This window comes from Solibacillus sp. FSL K6-1126 (genome assembly GCF_038003445.1).
Taxonomy (GTDB): domain Bacteria; phylum Bacillota; class Bacilli; order Bacillales_A; family Planococcaceae; genus Solibacillus; species Solibacillus silvestris.
This window is the reverse complement of sequence record NZ_JBBOPD010000001.1, coordinates 135,891-153,252: the sequence shown is the minus strand read 5'-3', so window position 1 is coordinate 153,252 and position 17,362 is coordinate 135,891. Positions and strand designations below refer to the sequence as shown.

At 38.6% G+C, this 17,362-nt stretch carries 17 protein-coding genes and 1 tRNA gene; 10 read left to right on the top strand and 8 right to left on the bottom strand.

Annotation, left to right across the window (positions count from 1 at the left end; genetic code table 11):
• Positions 1-284: 284 nt before the first annotated feature.
• The 7 genes from MHH44_RS00725 to MHH44_RS00695 all read left to right on the top strand — a co-directional run bounded on the left by MHH44_RS00725 (position 285) and on the right by MHH44_RS00695 (position 7,355).
• Positions 285-1,490: an acyl-CoA dehydrogenase family protein gene (locus MHH44_RS00725; protein WP_008408628.1), complete on the top strand. Its 1,206-nt coding sequence runs from the start codon at positions 285-287 to the stop codon at positions 1,488-1,490.
• Positions 1,491-1,550: 60 nt separating this feature from the next.
• Entirely contained in the window at positions 1,551-2,525 is a 975-nt protein-coding gene (locus MHH44_RS00720; RefSeq protein ID WP_008408626.1) for a catechol 2,3-dioxygenase, read from the top strand.
• A gap of 84 nt (positions 2,526-2,609) precedes the next feature.
• A complete protein-coding gene (locus MHH44_RS00715; protein WP_008408624.1) occupies positions 2,610-3,461 on the top strand; it encodes an alpha/beta fold hydrolase in 852 nt (283 codons plus the stop codon).
• Between the two features lie 145 nt (positions 3,462-3,606).
• Positions 3,607-3,699, top strand: a tRNA-Ser gene (locus MHH44_RS00710).
• A 166-nt stretch (positions 3,700-3,865) separates the two neighbouring features.
• A complete protein-coding gene (locus tag MHH44_RS00705; RefSeq protein WP_340797538.1) occupies positions 3,866-5,128 on the top strand; it encodes an ATP-binding protein in 1,263 nt (420 codons plus the stop codon).
• Positions 5,128-6,006 (top strand): response regulator, encoded by an 879-nt coding sequence (locus MHH44_RS00700; RefSeq protein ID WP_008408620.1) that lies wholly within the window; start codon positions 5,128-5,130, stop codon positions 6,004-6,006. The genes MHH44_RS00705 and MHH44_RS00700 overlap by 1 nt, the downstream gene beginning before the upstream one ends.
• An 83-nt stretch (positions 6,007-6,089) precedes the next feature.
• Positions 6,090-7,355: a cation:dicarboxylate symporter family transporter gene (locus MHH44_RS00695; protein WP_008408618.1), complete on the top strand. Its 1,266-nt coding sequence runs from the start codon at positions 6,090-6,092 to the stop codon at positions 7,353-7,355.
• Between the two features lie 42 nt (positions 7,356-7,397).
• Here MHH44_RS00695 and MHH44_RS00690 read toward each other — a convergent pair whose 3' ends face one another.
• On the bottom strand, positions 7,398-8,018 hold the full coding sequence (locus tag MHH44_RS00690) for an RraA family protein (protein WP_340797537.1): 621 nt from the start codon (positions 8,016-8,018) through the stop codon (positions 7,398-7,400).
• 156 nt (positions 8,019-8,174) lie between these two features.
• Here MHH44_RS00690 and MHH44_RS00685 point away from each other — a divergent pair, with 156 nt between their 5' ends.
• The gene (locus tag MHH44_RS00685) at positions 8,175-8,552 is read left to right on the top strand and encodes a hypothetical protein (RefSeq protein WP_008408614.1); all 378 of its coding nucleotides are present in this window, start codon (positions 8,175-8,177) and stop codon (positions 8,550-8,552) included.
• A 42-nt stretch (positions 8,553-8,594) separates the two neighbouring features.
• On the opposite strand, the gene MHH44_RS00680 is transcribed toward MHH44_RS00685, so the two are convergent.
• The 3 genes from MHH44_RS00680 to MHH44_RS00670 form a co-directional block, all read right to left on the bottom strand.
• Positions 8,595-9,263 carry a deoxynucleoside kinase gene (locus MHH44_RS00680; protein WP_008408612.1) on the bottom strand — a complete coding sequence of 223 codons (669 nt, stop codon included), beginning with the start codon at positions 9,261-9,263 and terminating at the stop codon, positions 8,595-8,597.
• Positions 9,260-9,898 carry a deoxynucleoside kinase gene (locus MHH44_RS00675; protein ID WP_008408611.1) on the bottom strand — a complete coding sequence of 213 codons (639 nt, stop codon included), beginning with the start codon at positions 9,896-9,898 and terminating at the stop codon, positions 9,260-9,262. The genes MHH44_RS00680 and MHH44_RS00675 overlap by 4 nt, the downstream gene beginning before the upstream one ends.
• 109 nt (positions 9,899-10,007) lie before the next feature.
• Entirely contained in the window at positions 10,008-10,823 is an 816-nt protein-coding gene (locus tag MHH44_RS00670; protein ID WP_339263429.1) for a hypothetical protein, read from the bottom strand.
• A gap of 103 nt (positions 10,824-10,926) precedes the next feature.
• Between MHH44_RS00670 and tadA the strand changes: the two genes are divergently transcribed.
• Both tadA and MHH44_RS00660 read left to right on the top strand, forming a co-directional pair.
• Positions 10,927-11,430, top strand: coding sequence for a tRNA adenosine(34) deaminase TadA (gene tadA / locus MHH44_RS00665; protein ID WP_340797536.1), 504 nt, complete (start codon positions 10,927-10,929; stop codon positions 11,428-11,430).
• Between the two features lie 9 nt (positions 11,431-11,439).
• Positions 11,440-12,078 (top strand): YwaF family protein, encoded by a 639-nt coding sequence (locus MHH44_RS00660; RefSeq protein WP_340797535.1) that lies wholly within the window; start codon positions 11,440-11,442, stop codon positions 12,076-12,078.
• Positions 12,079-12,181: 103 nt separating this feature from the next.
• Here MHH44_RS00660 and MHH44_RS00655 read toward each other — a convergent pair.
• The 4 genes from MHH44_RS00655 to ahlS all read right to left on the bottom strand — a co-directional run bounded on the left by MHH44_RS00655 (position 12,182) and on the right by ahlS (position 17,323).
• Positions 12,182-13,755 (bottom strand): IS3 family transposase gene (locus MHH44_RS00655; protein ID WP_340797534.1). Its coding sequence is split into 2 segments (ribosomal slippage): positions 12,182-13,116 and positions 13,116-13,755, totalling 1,575 coding nucleotides; the frame shifts between segments, so codons are not numbered across the junction.
• A gap of 102 nt (positions 13,756-13,857) precedes the next feature.
• Positions 13,858-14,985, bottom strand: coding sequence for a zinc-dependent alcohol dehydrogenase family protein (locus MHH44_RS00650; RefSeq protein WP_008408607.1), 1,128 nt, complete (start codon positions 14,983-14,985; stop codon positions 13,858-13,860).
• Between the two features lie 13 nt (positions 14,986-14,998).
• Positions 14,999-16,429, bottom strand: a complete 1,431-nt coding sequence (locus tag MHH44_RS00645; protein ID WP_008408605.1) for an aldehyde dehydrogenase family protein — start codon at positions 16,427-16,429, stop codon at positions 14,999-15,001.
• 60 nt (positions 16,430-16,489) lie between these two features.
• Positions 16,490-17,323, bottom strand: a complete 834-nt coding sequence (gene ahlS, locus MHH44_RS00640) for an AhlS family quorum-quenching N-acyl homoserine lactonase (protein WP_340797533.1) — start codon at positions 17,321-17,323, stop codon at positions 16,490-16,492.
• Positions 17,324-17,362 lie beyond the last annotated feature (39 nt).

The following is a 17,362-nucleotide window of genomic DNA, read 5'->3' as shown; positions in this document are numbered from 1 at the left end:
TTAATTTAAAAGTTCTTAAAGCCTTAGAAAGTAGCATTTTTTACTTTCTAAGGCTTTTTTTAAAAAATCAGTAAAGAATATTAACAGCATGAATAGAGCGTTAAATAACTATTATTACTCATTCCCCCAACCCCAATAAAACGCATTTAGTCTAAATATTCTAAAAAAAAGCGTTTTTCCGTATTTTAAATAGCTATCTCAATAAATTCAGATAATTATAATAATAGATAACCAGTACGACAAGATGCTGTGATAACGCTTACAAATCAAAAAGGAGGATTTATATGACAATTAATTCTTTGGCACTTCTTGAAAAGACATTGAATCGTGAAGAACTACTCCAAAAGGCAAAAGAAGTAGGTGAGTTAGCAGAGAAATATGCAGATCAAACTGATTTTGATAGAAAATTACCGGATGAAGTCATGGAAAAGGTAAAAGAAGCCGGCTTCCACAAGTTACTTAGACCAAAAGCATATGGTGGGCAAGATTTAGACTACTATACATTTGGGGATATTATCCGAACTGTAGCGAACTATAATGTTTCAGCAGCATGGTTAACATACTTTGCTATTATTCATGAAACTTGGCCAGCTTTTTTAGACAAACAAGGTCGGGAAGAGCTATTCGGCACTGGGGAATTAATGGCCGATGTATTTGCTCCGATTGGTAAGGTCGTAAATGATGGTGAAGGATATCGTATATCAGGAACATGGAACTTCTGCAGCGGCATTCCTTACTGCGACTGGGTTGCACTAGGCGCTATTCATCAATTGCACGATGGGACAGAACCAGAATTTGGCCTGTTTATTGTCCATAAAAAAGATTTTGAAATTGTTGAAAACTGGGATTCCCTAGGTTTACGGGGAACAGGTAGCAACGCTGTAAAGTTAGATAATGTCTACGTTCCAGCAAATTATGTTTTTCCGGTAACTCGAGTAGTGAATGGGGCAACTGCACCGGACGGTAATTACGAACCGGATTACCAAATTTTCAATGTTCCCTATCTTGCATTCTTCTTAGCTGGTTTCTCACATGTGGCAATTGGTGGTGTGGAACGCTTAATACGAAACTTTAAAGAAAAAACAGAACATCGTGTTCGTATTTTCAACAATAATACAAATGAAAAAAATGCAGGTACGGCACAGCGGACACTTGCAGAATTAAATATACAACTAACTGCTTTAAAAGCTTTAGCAAAAGATTATGCAGATCGCTTACACCGTTACCAGAATGAGGGCATCCGCGTTTTAGATGAGGAAGAACGCGAACAGTTATTTGCAATTCGCGGCTATATTGCAAAAACTTCTGCAGAAATGGCCACTCGTATTTTAATCACGCTTGGTGGTAACTCAGTCTACAAGAGTGATGGAACAGAAAGATTTGTTCGAGATATTCTTACCGTTGCTGCTCACCCAACACATCAATACGAAGATGCAATGGCCGGATACGGAAGCGCAATTCTTGGATTCAAAGGACATCCGACTTGGTAAATTCAAAACTATGAATTTTACTATAAAAAAATAAACTTATGAAAAGTGGAGGAATTTAATATGACAAAAGAGCCTATGTTTGACGTTGCACAACTTGCACACTTTGAAATTTACAGCCCTAAATTAGAGGAATCAGTAGAATTCTTCAAAAATATTCTTGGTATGGATGAAGTAGGTCGTCGAGGTAACTCAGTTTATATGCGTGCTTACGAGGATCATTACCATAACACGTTAATCATTACAGAAAATGATGAAGCTGGTTTAGGTCATATTGCTTTAAGAGCTACTTCTGCTCAAGCATTAGAGCGCCGTGTAGCTGAAATCGAAAAAACTGGATATGGGATTGGTTGGATTGAAGGAGATGTTGGTCACGGTCGTGCATACCAATTTACAACTCCAGACGGTCATAAAATTGAGCTTCTATGGGATGTTGAGTATTATGAAGCCCCTGAAGACCAAAAAACACCATTATTAAATCGCCCGCAAAAACGTCCAAATCGCGGTGTGCCGGTTCGTCGCTTAGACCATATCAACTTATTAGCAAGCGATACTGACAAAAACGTTGAGTTCTTAAAAGAGGTGCTTGGTTTTAACTTACGTGAACGCATTGTAGCGGACGACGATTCTTCCATAGCTGCATGGTTAAGTGTAAGTAATTTAGTACATGACATTGCAATTATGGGCGATGCATTAGGTGAATCAGGTCGCCTGCACCATATTTGCTATTGGTACGGATTCCCTCAGCATTTATCAGATGTTGCAGACCTATTAATTGAAGCTGGCTATAATATTGAAGCCGGTCCAGGTAAGCATGGCGTAACTCAAGCTGCATTCTTGTATGTAATGGAACCAGGTGGAAACCGTGTAGAATTATTCGGTGACCCAGGCTATCAAATTTTTGATCCTTCTTGGAGAACTGTGGAATGGAAAGGTAAAGATTTAGAAAAATCTATTATTTGGCATGGTTCTACCTTACCGCAGGAATTCTTCCAATATGGTACTCCTATTAAATCTGGAGAACTTGTTAAACCTTAGAAATATAACTTATTAGAAAGATGGAACTTGTTTTATTCTTTCTAATTAATTCTCAATACAATTAACAAAAAAGGAGTGGCTGAATTGAACATTAGTTCAAACTATTTAAATATCAATGGTGTTAACACACACTATCATGAAGAAGGTACTGGAAGTGAAACAATCATTTTAATACATGGATCAGGACCTGGTGTGTCTGCACTTGCAAACTGGCGTTTAGTTATCCCACGTCTTAGTGAATCGTATAGAGTTTTAGCGCCGGATGTTATCGGCTTTGGTGAAACAGATAAATTAGCAGACCAGAATTACAATATTGAGCTATGGGTGGAGCACTTAATTGGCTTTATTGAAAAGGTTGCTGATGAACCCGTTTATTTAGTTGGTAATTCATTTGGTGGTGCATTGTCTCTTCATATCGCATATCGCAGACCAGATTTAGTAAAAAAATTAATCTTAATGGGTAGTGTTGGCACAAAGCATCCAATTTCTGATGGTCTAGACCGTGTGTGGGGCTATGAACCAAGTTTAGAAACAATGAAAGAGCTTATTAAATTGTTCTCGTACGATCAAGCAGCTGCAAATAATGAGGAACTTGTTCGCATGCGCTATGAAGCGAGCATGCGCCCTGATGTAAGAGATGCGTTCTCGGCAATGTTCCCGGAACCACGTCAGAAAATGTTAGATGAAATGGCTTTAGAAGATGAGCAGATTAAGCAAATTGAAATTGAAACATTAATTTTCCATGGCCTGAATGACCAAGTGATTCCAATCGAAGAAACAAGCTATCGATTAATTCAATTACTACCTCACGCACAACTACATGTATTTAATGAATGTGGGCACTGGACTCAAATCGAAAAAACAGAACCATTCATTGAAAATATTTTAAGCTTTTTAAAAAATTCATCGAATAAAGTTTATGCCTCAAAAAAATAAATCAATAGTAAAACGAGACATCCTCTATAAATTTGGATATCTCGTTTTCTCTATTTAATCAGCTTATAATTTTCCCGAAAAAATTATTGACGCAAATCTCATTCCGTGGTAAATTAATCTTTGTCGAAAAGACATCTTATATTTTGGAGGTATACCCAAGTCTGGCTGAAGGGATCGGTCTTGAAAACCGACAGGCGGGTAACACCGCGCGGGGGTTCGAATCCCTCTACCTCCTCCATTTTTGAACTTTCATCCGCTGCATTAGTTAAGCGGTTTTTTTTATAGCAAAATTCACTTTAAAGTACTATTTCAATTCATTGGAAATAGTACTTTTTTGTATTTGTAGACGACTTTCTTGTACAATTAAGTACTATGTCATGTATGTAAAGGGCGGTATATTAAAATTGGAATCGACTCAGCCACATATTAAAACAATGAAACTTTTCTTATTTATGCTACTTGTCGGCTTATTGACCGCCATTGGTGGCGAAATTAAAATAATTCCGTTTGAAGAAGGACCTTTTCGTTTCGGATTAGGGAGCATTATTTTCTTTTTCGCTTTACTGATTCGTCCATTACCGATTGTATCTACAGGTTTATTGACTGCACTGATCGTCATTGTCGGTCGGTCGTTACTGGATATTTTTATTTATGGACAAAGCTTCGTTACTCATATTGTTGAACATTTGCCGGCAGGAGCTTTTTATACAGTCTTTGCACTATGTTTTAAATTAATTCCACTGGACGAATTAAAAAAACAGCCGCTTATGCTCGGTTTATTAGCAACAGCATTTGAAGTACTCTCCAACACGATCGAACATGTATTAACGGATATTCTGCTTGTTTCTGATCAGGAAACATTTACTTCTTTTCTACTGTTCATCCTCGTTGGATTGTTACGCAGCTTTTTTGTTGTCGGCATTTACAGCATGATAACAATGTCAGAACAGAAGAAACAGCTAAAACAGCTCATGACGATTCATTCGGAACTATATGTGGAAGCATTGTATCTTCAAAAAACGATGACCCAAATCGAACAGCTAACAGCAAAAAGTTATCAGCTTTACAAAAAACTGAAAACAAATGAAGAGCAGCTAGCTTCTGAAGCTTTACATATTGCCCAGGAAATCCATGAAGTAAAAAAAGATAATGAACGGATTCATGCCGGACTCTCTAAAATAACAAAGAGAAACTACCCGTCAAATTTTCTGTTGTCTGAGTTACTAAGTTTTATTATTGAGGCTAATGAAAATTATGCCGCCTATTTAAATAAATCGATTTCCATTACTCTTATTTGTCCAGATGATTATCAAACAAAAAACCACATTGCACTATTTGCTATTTTAAATAACCTAATGGCAAATGCTGTGGAGGCAATTGAAGAAAGCGGATTTATTACTTTGAATGTTGTAGCCGAACAGGATATGACTTCCTTTATCGTAGAAGATAATGGAGTTGGTATTGATCCGGCACTCATTCCAATTATTTTTGATGCAGGCTATACATCCAAGTTTAATGAACAGGGCCAAGGTTCTACAGGAATTGGTCTTTCCCATACAAAAACAATTGTTGAAAATCTTGAAGGGAATATTCACGTAACAAGTGATTCCTCAACTTGCTTTGTTGTGCAAATCCCTACAGAAAACATTCAAAAGGAGAATGACTAATGCGTTACTTTATAGTAGATGATGACCGGGCAAGCCGGATGATGCTCAGTAATATTATTAATGACTGTGAACTCGGAGCTGTCATTGGGGAGGCAAAAAACGGTCTGGATGCCATTCCCCAAATTTTAATGATGCAGCCGGAATTTGTTTTAATCGATTTACTCATGCCGAAGTTGGATGGAATTGAAACAATTGAACGACTACAACAAAATGGCTTTAAAGGCCAGTTTATTATGATTTCACAAGTTGTAAATAAGGAAATGGTCGCTGAAAGTTATTCGAAAGGAATTGAATTTTTCATTCATAAGCCTATCAATAAAGTTGAAGTACAAATGGTATTAAAACGGACAACTGAGCAATACTTATTAAGAAATTCTTTGCAAGTTATTCGCCAGTCCCTGACAAACTTTGATATTACAGATGTAACACATACAAAAAAGACGGCGCGAGAACATATTCAGTCCATCTTAAATGATATGGGAATTGTCGCTGAAGTTGGCAGTGAAGATATTATTAAAATTATAGAACAGCTATTAATCGAGAAGCATAAAATTGCACCGCTTCCTCCATTAAAGGAAGTATATGAACGTGTTGCAATGCTGACGAAAAATACGCCGGACGAAATTGTAAAAGAGAGTAAAGCAATTGAACAACGTGTACGCCGGACTATATTAGCTGCCATGATTAACTTGGCGAACTTAGGGATTGTCGATTACACGAATTCTGAATTTGAATACTATACCCCCCGCTATTTTGATTTAACGGACATTCGTTATTTAATGAATCAAATAGAGAATAATGATCAACGTAAAGCAAAAGTAAACATAAAAAAATTCATTCAAGTATTGTATTCAGAAATTATTAGTAAAGTTGATTAGTCGGATTTTGTCGGATTTTGTATGTATCTAATAAAATTAGTTTTAGGCTAGTCCTGAATCTAAATTTTTAGGGGGAACTATATTTGAAAAAGTTTAAAATTAGTTTAGCCGCGCAAATTTTAATCGGTCTTGTACTTGGTGTTATCGTAGGTGCTGTGTTCTTCGGTAACGAAAATGTACAATCATACTTACAGCCACTTGGCGATATTTTCTTAAACTTAATTAAGATGATCGTAGTACCGATTATTATTTCGACACTGATTGTTGGGGTTGCCGGAACTGGTGACATCAAACAGTTAGGTCGACTTGGCGGTAAAACACTTATTTACTTCGAAGTTATCACAACAGTCGCGATTGCTGTTGGTTTATTAGCAGCTAACCTATTCCAACCAGGTGCTGGTATCGATATGAACGAGTTACAGAAATCTGATATTTCTTCATATGTTGAAACAACGGAAGCTGAAGAGGACAAAGGAACTTTCCAAATTATTGTAGACATCGTTCCTAAAAACATTATAAATGCAATGGCAGAAGGCGACATGCTTGCAATTATTTTCTTCTCTGTAATTTTCGGTTTAGGTGTGGCAGCAATTGGAGAACGCGGAAAACCAGTGCTCGCATTCTTCCAAGGTACGGCAGACGCCATGTTCTGGGTCACAAACTTAGTAATGAAATTTGCACCAGTCGGCGTATTTGCACTTATCGGTGTAACCGTTTCCAAATTTGGTGTAGAATCCCTTATTCCATTAGGGAAACTGGCGATTTTAGTATATGCAACAATGATTTTCTTTGTAGTCGTTGTTTTAGGTCTTACAGCACGTATTTTCGGTATTAATATCTTCAAATTAATTCGTATGATCAAGGACGAGCTTTTACTGGCATTCTCTACTTCTTCATCAGAGACAGTATTACCTCGTATTATGTTAAAAACAGAAAAAATGGGTGCACCGAAGGATATCGTTTCATTCGTTATTCCAACAGGTTATTCATTCAACTTAGACGGTTCGACACTTTACCAGGCGATTGCGGCAATCTTCATTGCGCAAATGTACGGTATCGACCTTTCAATTGTGGAACAGATTACATTAATGCTTGTATTAATGGTAACATCTAAAGGAATCGCCGGCGTTCCAGGGGTATCTTTCGTGGTACTTCTTGCAACATTAGGCACTGTAGGTATTCCGCTTGAAGGTTTAGCATTTATCGCAGGTATTGACCGTATTTTAGATATGGCTCGTACAGCTGTAAACGTAGTAGGTAACACATTGGCAGCACTTGTAATGGCGAAATGGGAAAAACGTTTCGACGAGAAGCAATTTGCTGAGTATCAAGCTGCGAACTTAAAATAAAATTAGAAAATGGCGTAGTGAACGATTTCACTACGCCATTTTTTATTTTACTACTTTTGCTAAATATGCGCGGATTGATGCTTCCCCATTATGTAATGCTTCATGTGCCCGCTCTTCATCTTTTGCTACTTTAGCTTCCGCTGCCTCTATAATCTGCTCCATATCCTTCTGAGGGATAATAACGACCCCATCACTATCACCAATTACATAATCACCTGTTTGAACAGCAACATTTCCTACAGATACAGCTATACCTACTGTCCCGCCACCATGTTTATTGCCTGCTGCTACTGTTGTACCTAATGAAAAGACCGGAAAATCGATTTCTTTTGCAGCTGCTATATCGCGTATAACCCCGTCCACGACAAAACCTTGAACACCGACACCTTGTGCTAGCTGCATAACAAAGTCACCCGCTACAGCACGATTCGTATTGCCTTTAGCATCGATGACTAATATTTCCCCTTTTTCTGCCTGACTAATTGCTTCAAGTACCGCACCATTTTCCCCATCTGGCAGGCGGACCGTTCTCGCTTTCCCTGCAATTTTGAAGTGTTCGGCAAGCGGTTTAATTGCTGATGCCACATTCGTATGTCCCCCTGTTGCATCGGAAATTGCTGTCGTTGGTAATGCACGTAAGCGTTCTACCATTGATAAAGTCATATTCCCATCCCCTTTTCGCTATAATGTTACAAATCATTAAAATTTGTAATTACTGTTAGCATAAACGGTACAACTTATTGTTCGCAATATTTTTTAAAATCGTTAAAAACTTTTCTATGTTGGGAATACTGGAAATAAAAAAAAGGAGGAATATACATGAATAATCCGCTTATTGAAATAGTAACGGATGAAAGCGGGAACACAACTTATAAGATGAAGACCTTCGATATCAAAGTTATTGCCCGGCTGACAGGTGGTCTTGCTCCTACAATTACGTATATGCACCAGGATAAAGACGTTACAGATGATATACGGGCGATTCGCTTTCATTTTGAAAATCCGGCGTCATACATCGAAAATTATGCTTCTTTTCAGAGGATGCTTTATGAAAGGGAACAACGCGCAGTGAATGAGCTATACGAATCCATCAGTATGAAGCCTAAAAATATGACGACAGGTAAACAAGTTTTATGGAGCTTTTTTGTCTTTCTGCTCATTATGACACCCATTTTTGTTATTGTTTGGACGAAATAAAAAAGACTGATTTCCGTTACATATAGAAATCAGTCCTTTTTATTATTTTCGTAAATGGCTTGTTTGTTCTAGCATATATCCGATACGTGCAACGACATCCTCAACTTGTGCAGGATTTTTCATTAGATCGTAATCGTTAATATCAATACGCAATACTGGACATGCATTGAAATTGTTAATCCAGTCTTCATAACGTCCGTGCATTTCTTCCCAGTACGAATGAGGTGTTTGCTGCTCCATCTCGCGTCCACGTTCGTGGATACGACCAATCACATCATCAATCGGACCTTCCAAATATACAAGCAAATCCGGGTGCGGGAAATACGGTGTCATCACCATCGCATCAAACAAATTTGTATATGTTTCATAATCTGTCGGTGTCATTGTCCCTTTGTCATAATGCATCTTTGCAAAAATACCTGTATCTTCGTAAATAGAACGGTCTTGTATAAAGCCTCCGCCATATTCAAAAATACGCTTCTGTTCTTTAAAACGTTCAGCAAGGAAATAAACTTGCAAATGGAAGCTCCACTTTTCAAAATCGTCATAGAATTTATCTAAATAAGGGTTTGTATCAACCTTTTCATAAGATGTACGGAAATTTAAGCTCTGTGATAATGCTTTAGTCATTGTTGACTTTCCGACACCGACTGTTCCTGCTATTGTAATCACTGCATTCGCAGGAATATTGTACTTCTCTCTTAAGTTCATTTCTGATGCAAACTCCTTTGTTGTAACTTTTCCTCTACTAATCGTAGTACGTACTGTAAATCTTCTTCACTTTTCACAAAATCAAGCTCATCCCCATTTAATGAGATAACAGGAATTTCTGGATGCATCTTTTCAAAATGTCCGATAAATTGATGATAATCGCTTGAAAGTTGTTCCATATATTCACGGGAAATATTCTTTTCCACTTCACGACCGCGCATTGCGATTCGTTTCATTAATGTATCCAAGCTTGCATGTAAATAAATGACCATATTGGGCTTTGGCATATCAGCAGTTAAAATTCGGTAGATCGACTCGTACTTTTCATATTCTGTCGGCTTTAAAGTACGCTTTGCAAAGATCAAATTTTTAAATATATGATAATCAGCCACTACAGGCCCTTGTGCTTCAATAATTTCATGAATATCAGATAACTGTTTATAGCGATTGCACAGGAAAAACATTTCCGTTTGGAAGCTCCACTCACTAATATCTTCATAGAACTTACCGAGAAATGGATTTTCATCTACAATCTCTTTTAATAAATGATAGTCAAACGTTTGTGATACGGCCTTAGATAATGAGGTCTTCCCAACACCAATCGGACCTTCTACTGTTATAAATGGCACAGACATTAGAAGTGCTCCTTCTCTTTTTATAGTCAATGCTTTTAATTTTATCACAACGCTCTTTAGACAACAAAGCAAACAATTCTATTTTACCGAATTCATGCATAGCCAATTTCTAGTAATTAAATTGTGCTAGTGCTTCCTCTTGTAGTTCAAATAATTTTTCACGCTGTTTATCATAGTCTGCGGTAATTTTTTCTTGCTGAGCAAGTACCATTTCCTGAAGAGACTGTTCTTTTTCCAATAGGCTTTGTTCTATTTGCTCATATTGTTTATCTGTTTTTTCGGCTAAATCCTGTAACGCCTCGAATAACTGGTCGTCTAGCTGGCTTTGTGAAGCTGCTTCATTATCAATTAGGTTTTCGATTGCCTCATCACGTTGTAGAACCAGTTCATGGCAGCATTCTTCAAACTGTTGTTCGGCTTCCTCGAATTGCTGTTTATATTTAATCAAGATGTCGGTTAACTCCTGATATAAATTATCCATTGCCTGTTCCATTGCCTCTGTCAGATCTGGAGCTTGTTCAATTTGTGCTAATGGCGCTTGTTGCTGATCATGGTAAAATTGAAACTTCCTGCGTTCTTCCGTTTGTTTTTGCTCTAGTAGTTCAATTTTATTGACGTGATGGTTTTTTCTTTCTTCTTCATAAGTAATTTTATAGTTTTCCAATAGGACTTTTCTTTTATGGTCGAATAACTTTCTAATTTTTTCGATCGCTTGTTCACGATTATTGTTAAGTTTGTTTTCTTCGTTTTCATGCTGTTGTGCAATGGCTACCTTTTGCTGTTCATATTGCTTTTGCAATGTGTCAGTTACTTGTTGTTCATTTTTCTCAATCGTCAACAATTTTTGTTCATACTCTTTATGCAGATCAGCCAATGCATTATCAAAATACTCATCTACTTCTTCCTCTGTTTGAAATGACTTCATCGCAGTACTCCTTCAAACTTTTCTTTCATCATAGCATGATTTATTTCTTGTCGCCCAAGTATTCACCGGCATGCTAAACTAGGATTTAAGGAGTGATAGATGAATGCTCGAAAACAATGATCACCAATACATGCAGGAAGCATTGAAAGAAGCAAAAAAAGCAGCTGCCCTTGGGGAAGTACCGATCGGCGCAGTTATTGTATATAAAGATGAAATTATTGCACGTGCACATAATTTACGCGAAACAACCCAAAATGCACTGACACACGCAGAAAGCATGGCCATTCAAGAAGCCTGCAAAAAAGTTGGCAGCTGGCGTTTAGAAGAAACTACTTTGTACGTCACGCTTGAACCTTGCCCGATGTGTGCAGGGGCTATTTTACAGTCGCGCATACCTCGGGTTGTTTACGGGGCACGGGATATAAAGGCAGGCTGTGTCGACTCATTATACCGTCTGCTGAATGATGCGCGTTTTAATCATGAATGTACTGTAACAGAAGGTGTGATGGCAGAAGAATGCGGGCAAATTTTAACGGACTTTTTCAAGGCGCTACGCGAGCGTAAAAAAGCAGAGAAGTTGGCGAGAAAACAACAATCCGAAAAGTAAGGTGATGGAATGAATGGATTTACCATTTTCGATTCGATCCATATAATGTGGCTTATTTTTATTGCCGGTTTTTTAGTTGTTTCATTATATGTTTATCATTATTTCTCTCGTGAAAAACAATATGTTTTTCAAAAAACGGTATTCTGGCTGCTGTTGTTTTCAGAAATAGCAAAGCAACTTTATTTACTCATAACGGACCAATATTCGTATTGGAGTCCCCCGCTTCATTTATGCGGCTTTGGCATTTTCATTATTGGCTGGCATACGTATTTTCCAACACGGACAACAGCTACATTACTATACACGCTTACGTTGCCCGGAGCTGCAATTGCACTTTTATTCCCCGGGTGGACAATTGATCCGGTTGGCGGCTTTTTGCATTTTCACAGCTTTCTATTTCATGCACTGCTCGTCGTATTTGTTGCGGTTTTGATTTTGGAAAAACAGCTGATGACAACTTTTACGGATATTTGGCGAGCTCTCTTGTTTCTGCTTATCACAGTTCCGCCAATTTATATATACAATGCTCATTTCCGTACGAACTTTATGTTTTTAAATCGCCCTGTAAAAGGGAACGCCTCTTCAATGGCTATACGATGCATTTGGGGCAGCTGGCTATTTATTAAGTTTAGCCGGAGTTATAGTTAGTATTTGGATAGTGCTTTATGTACTTCTTGCTATACAAAAACGGCGAAACATTACAGAGTGAACTGCTCCCTGTCAAGTAGACAGTGGAAATAATAAAAATGCTTTAAGCGGCTTGAGACCTGAACTCTTTAGGACTCAAGCCGTTTAATGTTTCTTGATATCGTTCGTTGTTATAGAATTTTATATATGTATCAATCGCATGTTTTAACTCTTCGTACGTCTCAAACTTATGTAAATAATACTTCTCTACTTTTAGAGTCCCCCAAAACGCTTCTATCGGTCCATTATCAATACAGCGGCCGACTCTCGACATACTGTGTGTCAGATTTGCTTTCTCTATGATTCGCTTGAATTCTTTTGATGTATATTGATATCCTCGATCACTATGTAGGATAGGAAACTCCTTTTGATTTAACTGGCGTATAGCTGGTTTAACGGTCTTGAAAACTAAATCATTATTATTTAAATGTCCTAATTTGTAACTGACAATAGACTTGTCATATAGATCAATAATCGCACTTAAATAAGCCTTTTTACCATTTCCATACTGGAATTCAGTTACGTCTGTACACCATTTTTGATTTGGCTTTTTGGCCGTAAATTCGCGTGCTAATACGTTCTCAGCTGTGTAATCTGGTGTTACCTTACGGTACTTTTTTGGACGACATCGAATAACTGCCTGTAAATCGGAAATCTGCATCAGTCGATAAATACGTTTTTTATTTACTTTATTTAAGCCTTCTTTTTCGCGCTGACGATTGATTGTCATAGTGATTCTACGATAGCCGTAAATACCATTTACTTGTTTATATAAATGATTAATGGATGCTACTAACTGTCTGTTTTCCAATTCTTGCGATGTTGGCTGGCGGTTTAACCATTTATAATAAGCTGCTCGTGATACGTTAGCTAATTTACAAAGTAATAGAATCGGAAATTTTTCTTTTTCTGCTAATTCTTGAATAGCTAAATAATGACTCTGCGTACGAATTTTACTTAACGAAGCCTCCTTTCGATTTCCTCTAACTTTTTTAAAAGTAAATTTTCAGCACGTAATCTTTCATTTTCACGTTCTATTTGTTGGATTTTTAACCGTAATTTATCTTCTGGTGTACGTTCATCCGCTGATTTCATTCGCCCACGGCGATCTTCAAGAGATTCTTCGCCACCAACTTCAAACTTCCGTACCCACTGGTAAACTTGTTGGTAAGTCACATTATGTTGAGTTGCCGTTGTTTTATAATCCTTTTGATTCTTTATACAAGTTTTCGCAATTTCAATTCGTTCTTCTAGAGTAGTGTTTCTTCCCTTAGTCATAGTTTGGCTCACCCTTTTATTCGAGTCTTTTAAATCACTATGACTATTATATTTTTTTAACCACCTGTTGAATACATTTTGACCACTGATTCCATATTTGGCCATAATCTCGTGCTTTGAATACTTACCTGTTAAGTAATCTTCAATGGCATTTCTTTTCAACTCTTGAGGGTAAATTTTATTTTTCGCAGGACGAAGTAATGCGCTTGTGCCCCCAAATTGATATTTAGCTCGCCATTCGTATAATCTAGCTACATTCACATTAAACATGCGACAAATTTCTCTTACCGAGTAACGACCTTCCTCTAAATATTTAAGAGCCAAAATCTTAGTATCTATTGAAAATGTTTTATTAGACAAAAAAATGCCCCCATTCGACAAACAGATTTTATTTTTTATCTGTCTACCTAATGGGGAGCATATCAAGAGTAGATGTTTCACCGTTTTTATTATGTTTTTTCATTAATCCATTTTAATAATAATTCGAGAATTATCGCCTGTCGCTAATAGATCAAAGCCTTCATTTATTTCATCGAGCGTAATAATATTTGATAACAGCTGATCGACCGGCAGCTTTCCGGTTTTCATCATATGCAAATAATGCGGAATATCTCTTAATGGCACACAGCTTCCTATATATGAACCTTTTAGCGTTTTTTCTTCTGCTGTCAATGTTACATAAGGGAAAGAAAACTGATGTTCCGGATGTGGCAGTCCTGTTGTCGTTGTTGTACCGCCACGCTTTGTAATGGCATATGCCACTTCCATCGCTGGAACGACACCCGCAGTTTCAAAAGCATAATCAACCCCGCCATTTGTATAGGCTTTCACTTGTGCGACTACATCAGCATCCTTCGAATTAAAGACGGCTGTTGCCCCCAATTCCTTTGCCTGCTGCAGCTTCTTTTCATTAATATCAATTGCGATTACTTCACGGGCACCAGCTGCAATGGCCCCGAGCAGCGCACTTAAGCCAATTCCGCCTAAACCGACAACAGCAACTGTTTTTCCAAGCTGGACTTTCGCTGTATTTACGACAGCGCCTACCCCTGTAATAACTGCACAGCCAAAGAGCGCCAGTTTTTCAAACGGCAAGTCCTCTTCCACTTTTACGAGGGAATTCTGCGATACGACTGCATACTCCGAGAAGGCAGATACCCCAACGTGATGCCCAATCTTTTCAGTCCCTGCATGTAAACGGACCCCGCCACCGATCAATGTTCCGTCTCCATTTGCCTTTGCACCCGGTTCACATAATGCCGGACGTCCTTCTGCACAAGGTACACAATGCCCGCAACTTGGTACAAATACGCAGATTACTTTATCTCCTTGCTTAAAGTTCATAACACCAGGCCCTACTTCTTTAACGATTCCTGCTGCTTCATGACCAAGAGCCATTGGTAAAGGACGTGGACGACTCCCGTTAATGACTGACAAATCCGAATGGCAAAGGCTTGCCGCTTTTATTTGAATCAATACTTCCCCTTCTTGAGGAGCATCCAACTCAATTTCTTCGATATGGATCGGCTTGCTTTCCGCATAGGGCTTAGTTACACCGGATGAGCGTAATATGGCAGATCGAATTTTCATGATGATGTCCTCCTTAAATTAACTTAATTCCTATAAATTTTAAATCTGACATCCCTTCAATTGCATAACGTATTCCTTCTTTTCCAGTACCGCTCTCTTTTATCCCGCCATATGGCATATGGTCAAAGCGTCGTACCGAAGATTCATTAATCCAAACGCCTCCTGTTTCCAGCTCCTCTGCAAACTTTAAGGCACGGTTAATATCTGAAGTAAACACACCTGCCTGTAATCCGTAATCTGAATCATTGGCAGCGGCCAACACTTCGTCCTCTTCAGTAAATGGTATGAGTGCAACCATCGGGGCAAATACTTCCATACATACGACCTGCATCGACTTTGTAACATTTTCTAAAATGGTCGGCTCGAGTAATGTGCCGTTCCTCTTTCCGCCCGTACGAATTGTTGCCCCTTGTGATACTGCTTCTTCAATCCAGGTTGCTGCACGGATTGCCGCGTCTTCTGTAATCATTGGCCCCAGTTGTGTTTGTTCCTCAGCAGGATTCCCTATTACCAGCGCTTCCACTTTTTCCTGTAGTAATTGTGCAAACTGGTCATAAACAGATTGCTCGACATATATCCGCTGTGCAGAAACACATGCCTGACCGGCAAATGTAAAACCGGACATCGTAATGGCAGACGCTGCGTACTCTAAATCGGCATCCGCAAATATAATGTTCGGAGCATTGGAGCCAAGCTCAAGAGTTACCGGCTTCTTTCCTGCCAGTTCATGAATATGCCATCCTACTTTTCCGCTCCCCGTAAAGGTTACTTTTTTCACAAAAGGATGTTTTACCAGTGGCTCAACTAATTCCGTGCCTGGCCCTTGAAGGATATTTAAAGCTCCTTTTGGCAATCCCGCATCCTGCAATAATTCATACAGCAAAATAGAAGACAGCGGCGTTTTTTCGGCTGGTTTCAAAACAACTGTATTTCCAACAGCAATGGCCGGAGCAATTTTATGCAAAGCTAGGTTTAAAGGGAAATTAAATGGCGTAATGGCAGCAATTACTCCTAAAGGTACACGTTTTGCAATGCCAATTTGACGTTCGCCGCCAATTGCACTATCCATCGGAATCTGGTCTCCTGCCAGCCGCTTTGCCTCTTCACTTGCAAACAGCAGCACTTGAACCGCTCGTGTTACTTCTCCCCGTGCCTCATTAATCGGTTTCCCTGCTTCCAAAGAGATGGTTTTCGCAAACTGCTCGCTCCGTTCTTCAAGTAACAATGAAGCTTTACGTAAAATACGGCTACGTTCATGTGCAGGCATTTTGCGCATCGTTGCATTAAATGTTTGCTGTGCGACTTCAATTGCTTCATGTACATCTTCAATTGAGGCACAGGCAATTGTTGCAATCAGTTCCTGATTAAAAGGATTTAAAACATCCATCGTCTTTTCTTCTTGAAGACGGTGCTCTCCATTGAGTACAGATCCTATTTTTTGCATATTCTTCCCTCCGTTATGACAATGACACCCTAAGTAAGGCTTACTTAGGGTGCAAATTTATTATTCGTAATAGCCTTCTGTCGATTTGATAAACGATTTAAATTGCTTTGAATCATGTCCGAACCAAATTTCAGAGTCATTATGTGTAGCAAATTCTCGGATTCTTTCTACAGTAGAGTTGTAACCTACTGAATCATACAAAATTCCGGGCGGCTTAACTGGTGGACCATAGCTTTCTTCTGTGTATAATGCATCGGATGCAAGTAAAACATTTCCGTGACCCGGGAGTTCAATGTGCAAGCCCAACATACCGTAAGCATGCCCTGGACCAAAGTTTAAAATTTTAATGCCTTCTACTAGTGGCACTTCTTTTTCATGAGGTTTAATAGTACGCCAGCGCAGTTCTTTTTGAATCCAAGCCATGACATCGCCCCAAATATAGGCACCCATATTTCGTGTCATCGCAAATGTTTTCATGACATTTGACAATTCCGTATCATGAACGATAATTTCTGCGTTTGTAAATAACTCCAGGCAACCTGCATGGTCTAAATGCAAATGTGAGGCAATGACATATTTGATGTCTTCCGGGCGAACTTTCAATTGTTCAAGTCGATTGATCAAATAGCATTCTTCACTTTGGAAGGCAGGGAACAGTTGCTGAACCCCTTCCGGCCAACGCCCATCGTCTCCCATTCCTTCCGGGTTACAGCCTGTATCAAATAAAATTTTTCCTTCTGGGTGGTCAATCATTACTGCATAAACGGGAAACTCGACAAACTCGGCTGGCGGATTTGGATTAGTGATGCTTGCTGGATTGTGCATGGCAATCATATAGTTTTTATCCATTTTCATTGTCCCTGTATCAAGCACGTATACTTTTTTATTACACATCGTAATTCCTCCCATAATGTTTTTATTTTTTTACAAGAC

What these genes read in the sequence shown, in the direction of transcription:
- ahlS (WP_340797533.1), bottom strand. Translation starts at nt 17,323, where the DNA reads ATGTGTAATAAAAAAGTATACGTGCTTGATACAGGGACAATGAAAATG.
- MHH44_RS00670 (WP_339263429.1), bottom strand. Translation starts at nt 10,823, where the DNA reads ATGAAGTCATTTCAAACAGAGGAAGAAGTAGATGAGTATTTTGATAAT.
- MHH44_RS00720 (WP_008408626.1), top strand. Translation starts at nt 1,551, where the DNA reads ATGACAAAAGAGCCTATGTTTGACGTTGCACAACTTGCACACTTTGAA.
- MHH44_RS00725 (WP_008408628.1), top strand. Translation starts at nt 285, where the DNA reads ATGACAATTAATTCTTTGGCACTTCTTGAAAAGACATTGAATCGTGAA.
- MHH44_RS00690 (WP_340797537.1), bottom strand. Translation starts at nt 8,018, where the DNA reads ATGACTTTATCAATGGTAGAACGCTTACGTGCATTACCAACGACAGCA.
- MHH44_RS00645 (WP_008408605.1), bottom strand. Translation starts at nt 16,429, where the DNA reads ATGCAAAAAATAGGATCTGTACTCAATGGAGAGCACCGTCTTCAAGAA.
- MHH44_RS00660 (WP_340797535.1), top strand. Translation starts at nt 11,440, where the DNA reads ATGAATGGATTTACCATTTTCGATTCGATCCATATAATGTGGCTTATT.
- MHH44_RS00680 (WP_008408612.1), bottom strand. Translation starts at nt 9,263, where the DNA reads ATGAACTTAAGAGAGAAGTACAATATTCCTGCGAATGCAGTGATTACA.
- MHH44_RS00650 (WP_008408607.1), bottom strand. Translation starts at nt 14,985, where the DNA reads ATGAAAATTCGATCTGCCATATTACGCTCATCCGGTGTAACTAAGCCC.
- MHH44_RS00675 (WP_008408611.1), bottom strand. Translation starts at nt 9,898, where the DNA reads ATGTCTGTGCCATTTATAACAGTAGAAGGTCCGATTGGTGTTGGGAAG.
- MHH44_RS00700 (WP_008408620.1), top strand. Translation starts at nt 5,128, where the DNA reads ATGCGTTACTTTATAGTAGATGATGACCGGGCAAGCCGGATGATGCTC.
- MHH44_RS00685 (WP_008408614.1), top strand. Translation starts at nt 8,175, where the DNA reads ATGAATAATCCGCTTATTGAAATAGTAACGGATGAAAGCGGGAACACA.
- tadA (WP_340797536.1), top strand. Translation starts at nt 10,927, where the DNA reads ATGCTCGAAAACAATGATCACCAATACATGCAGGAAGCATTGAAAGAA.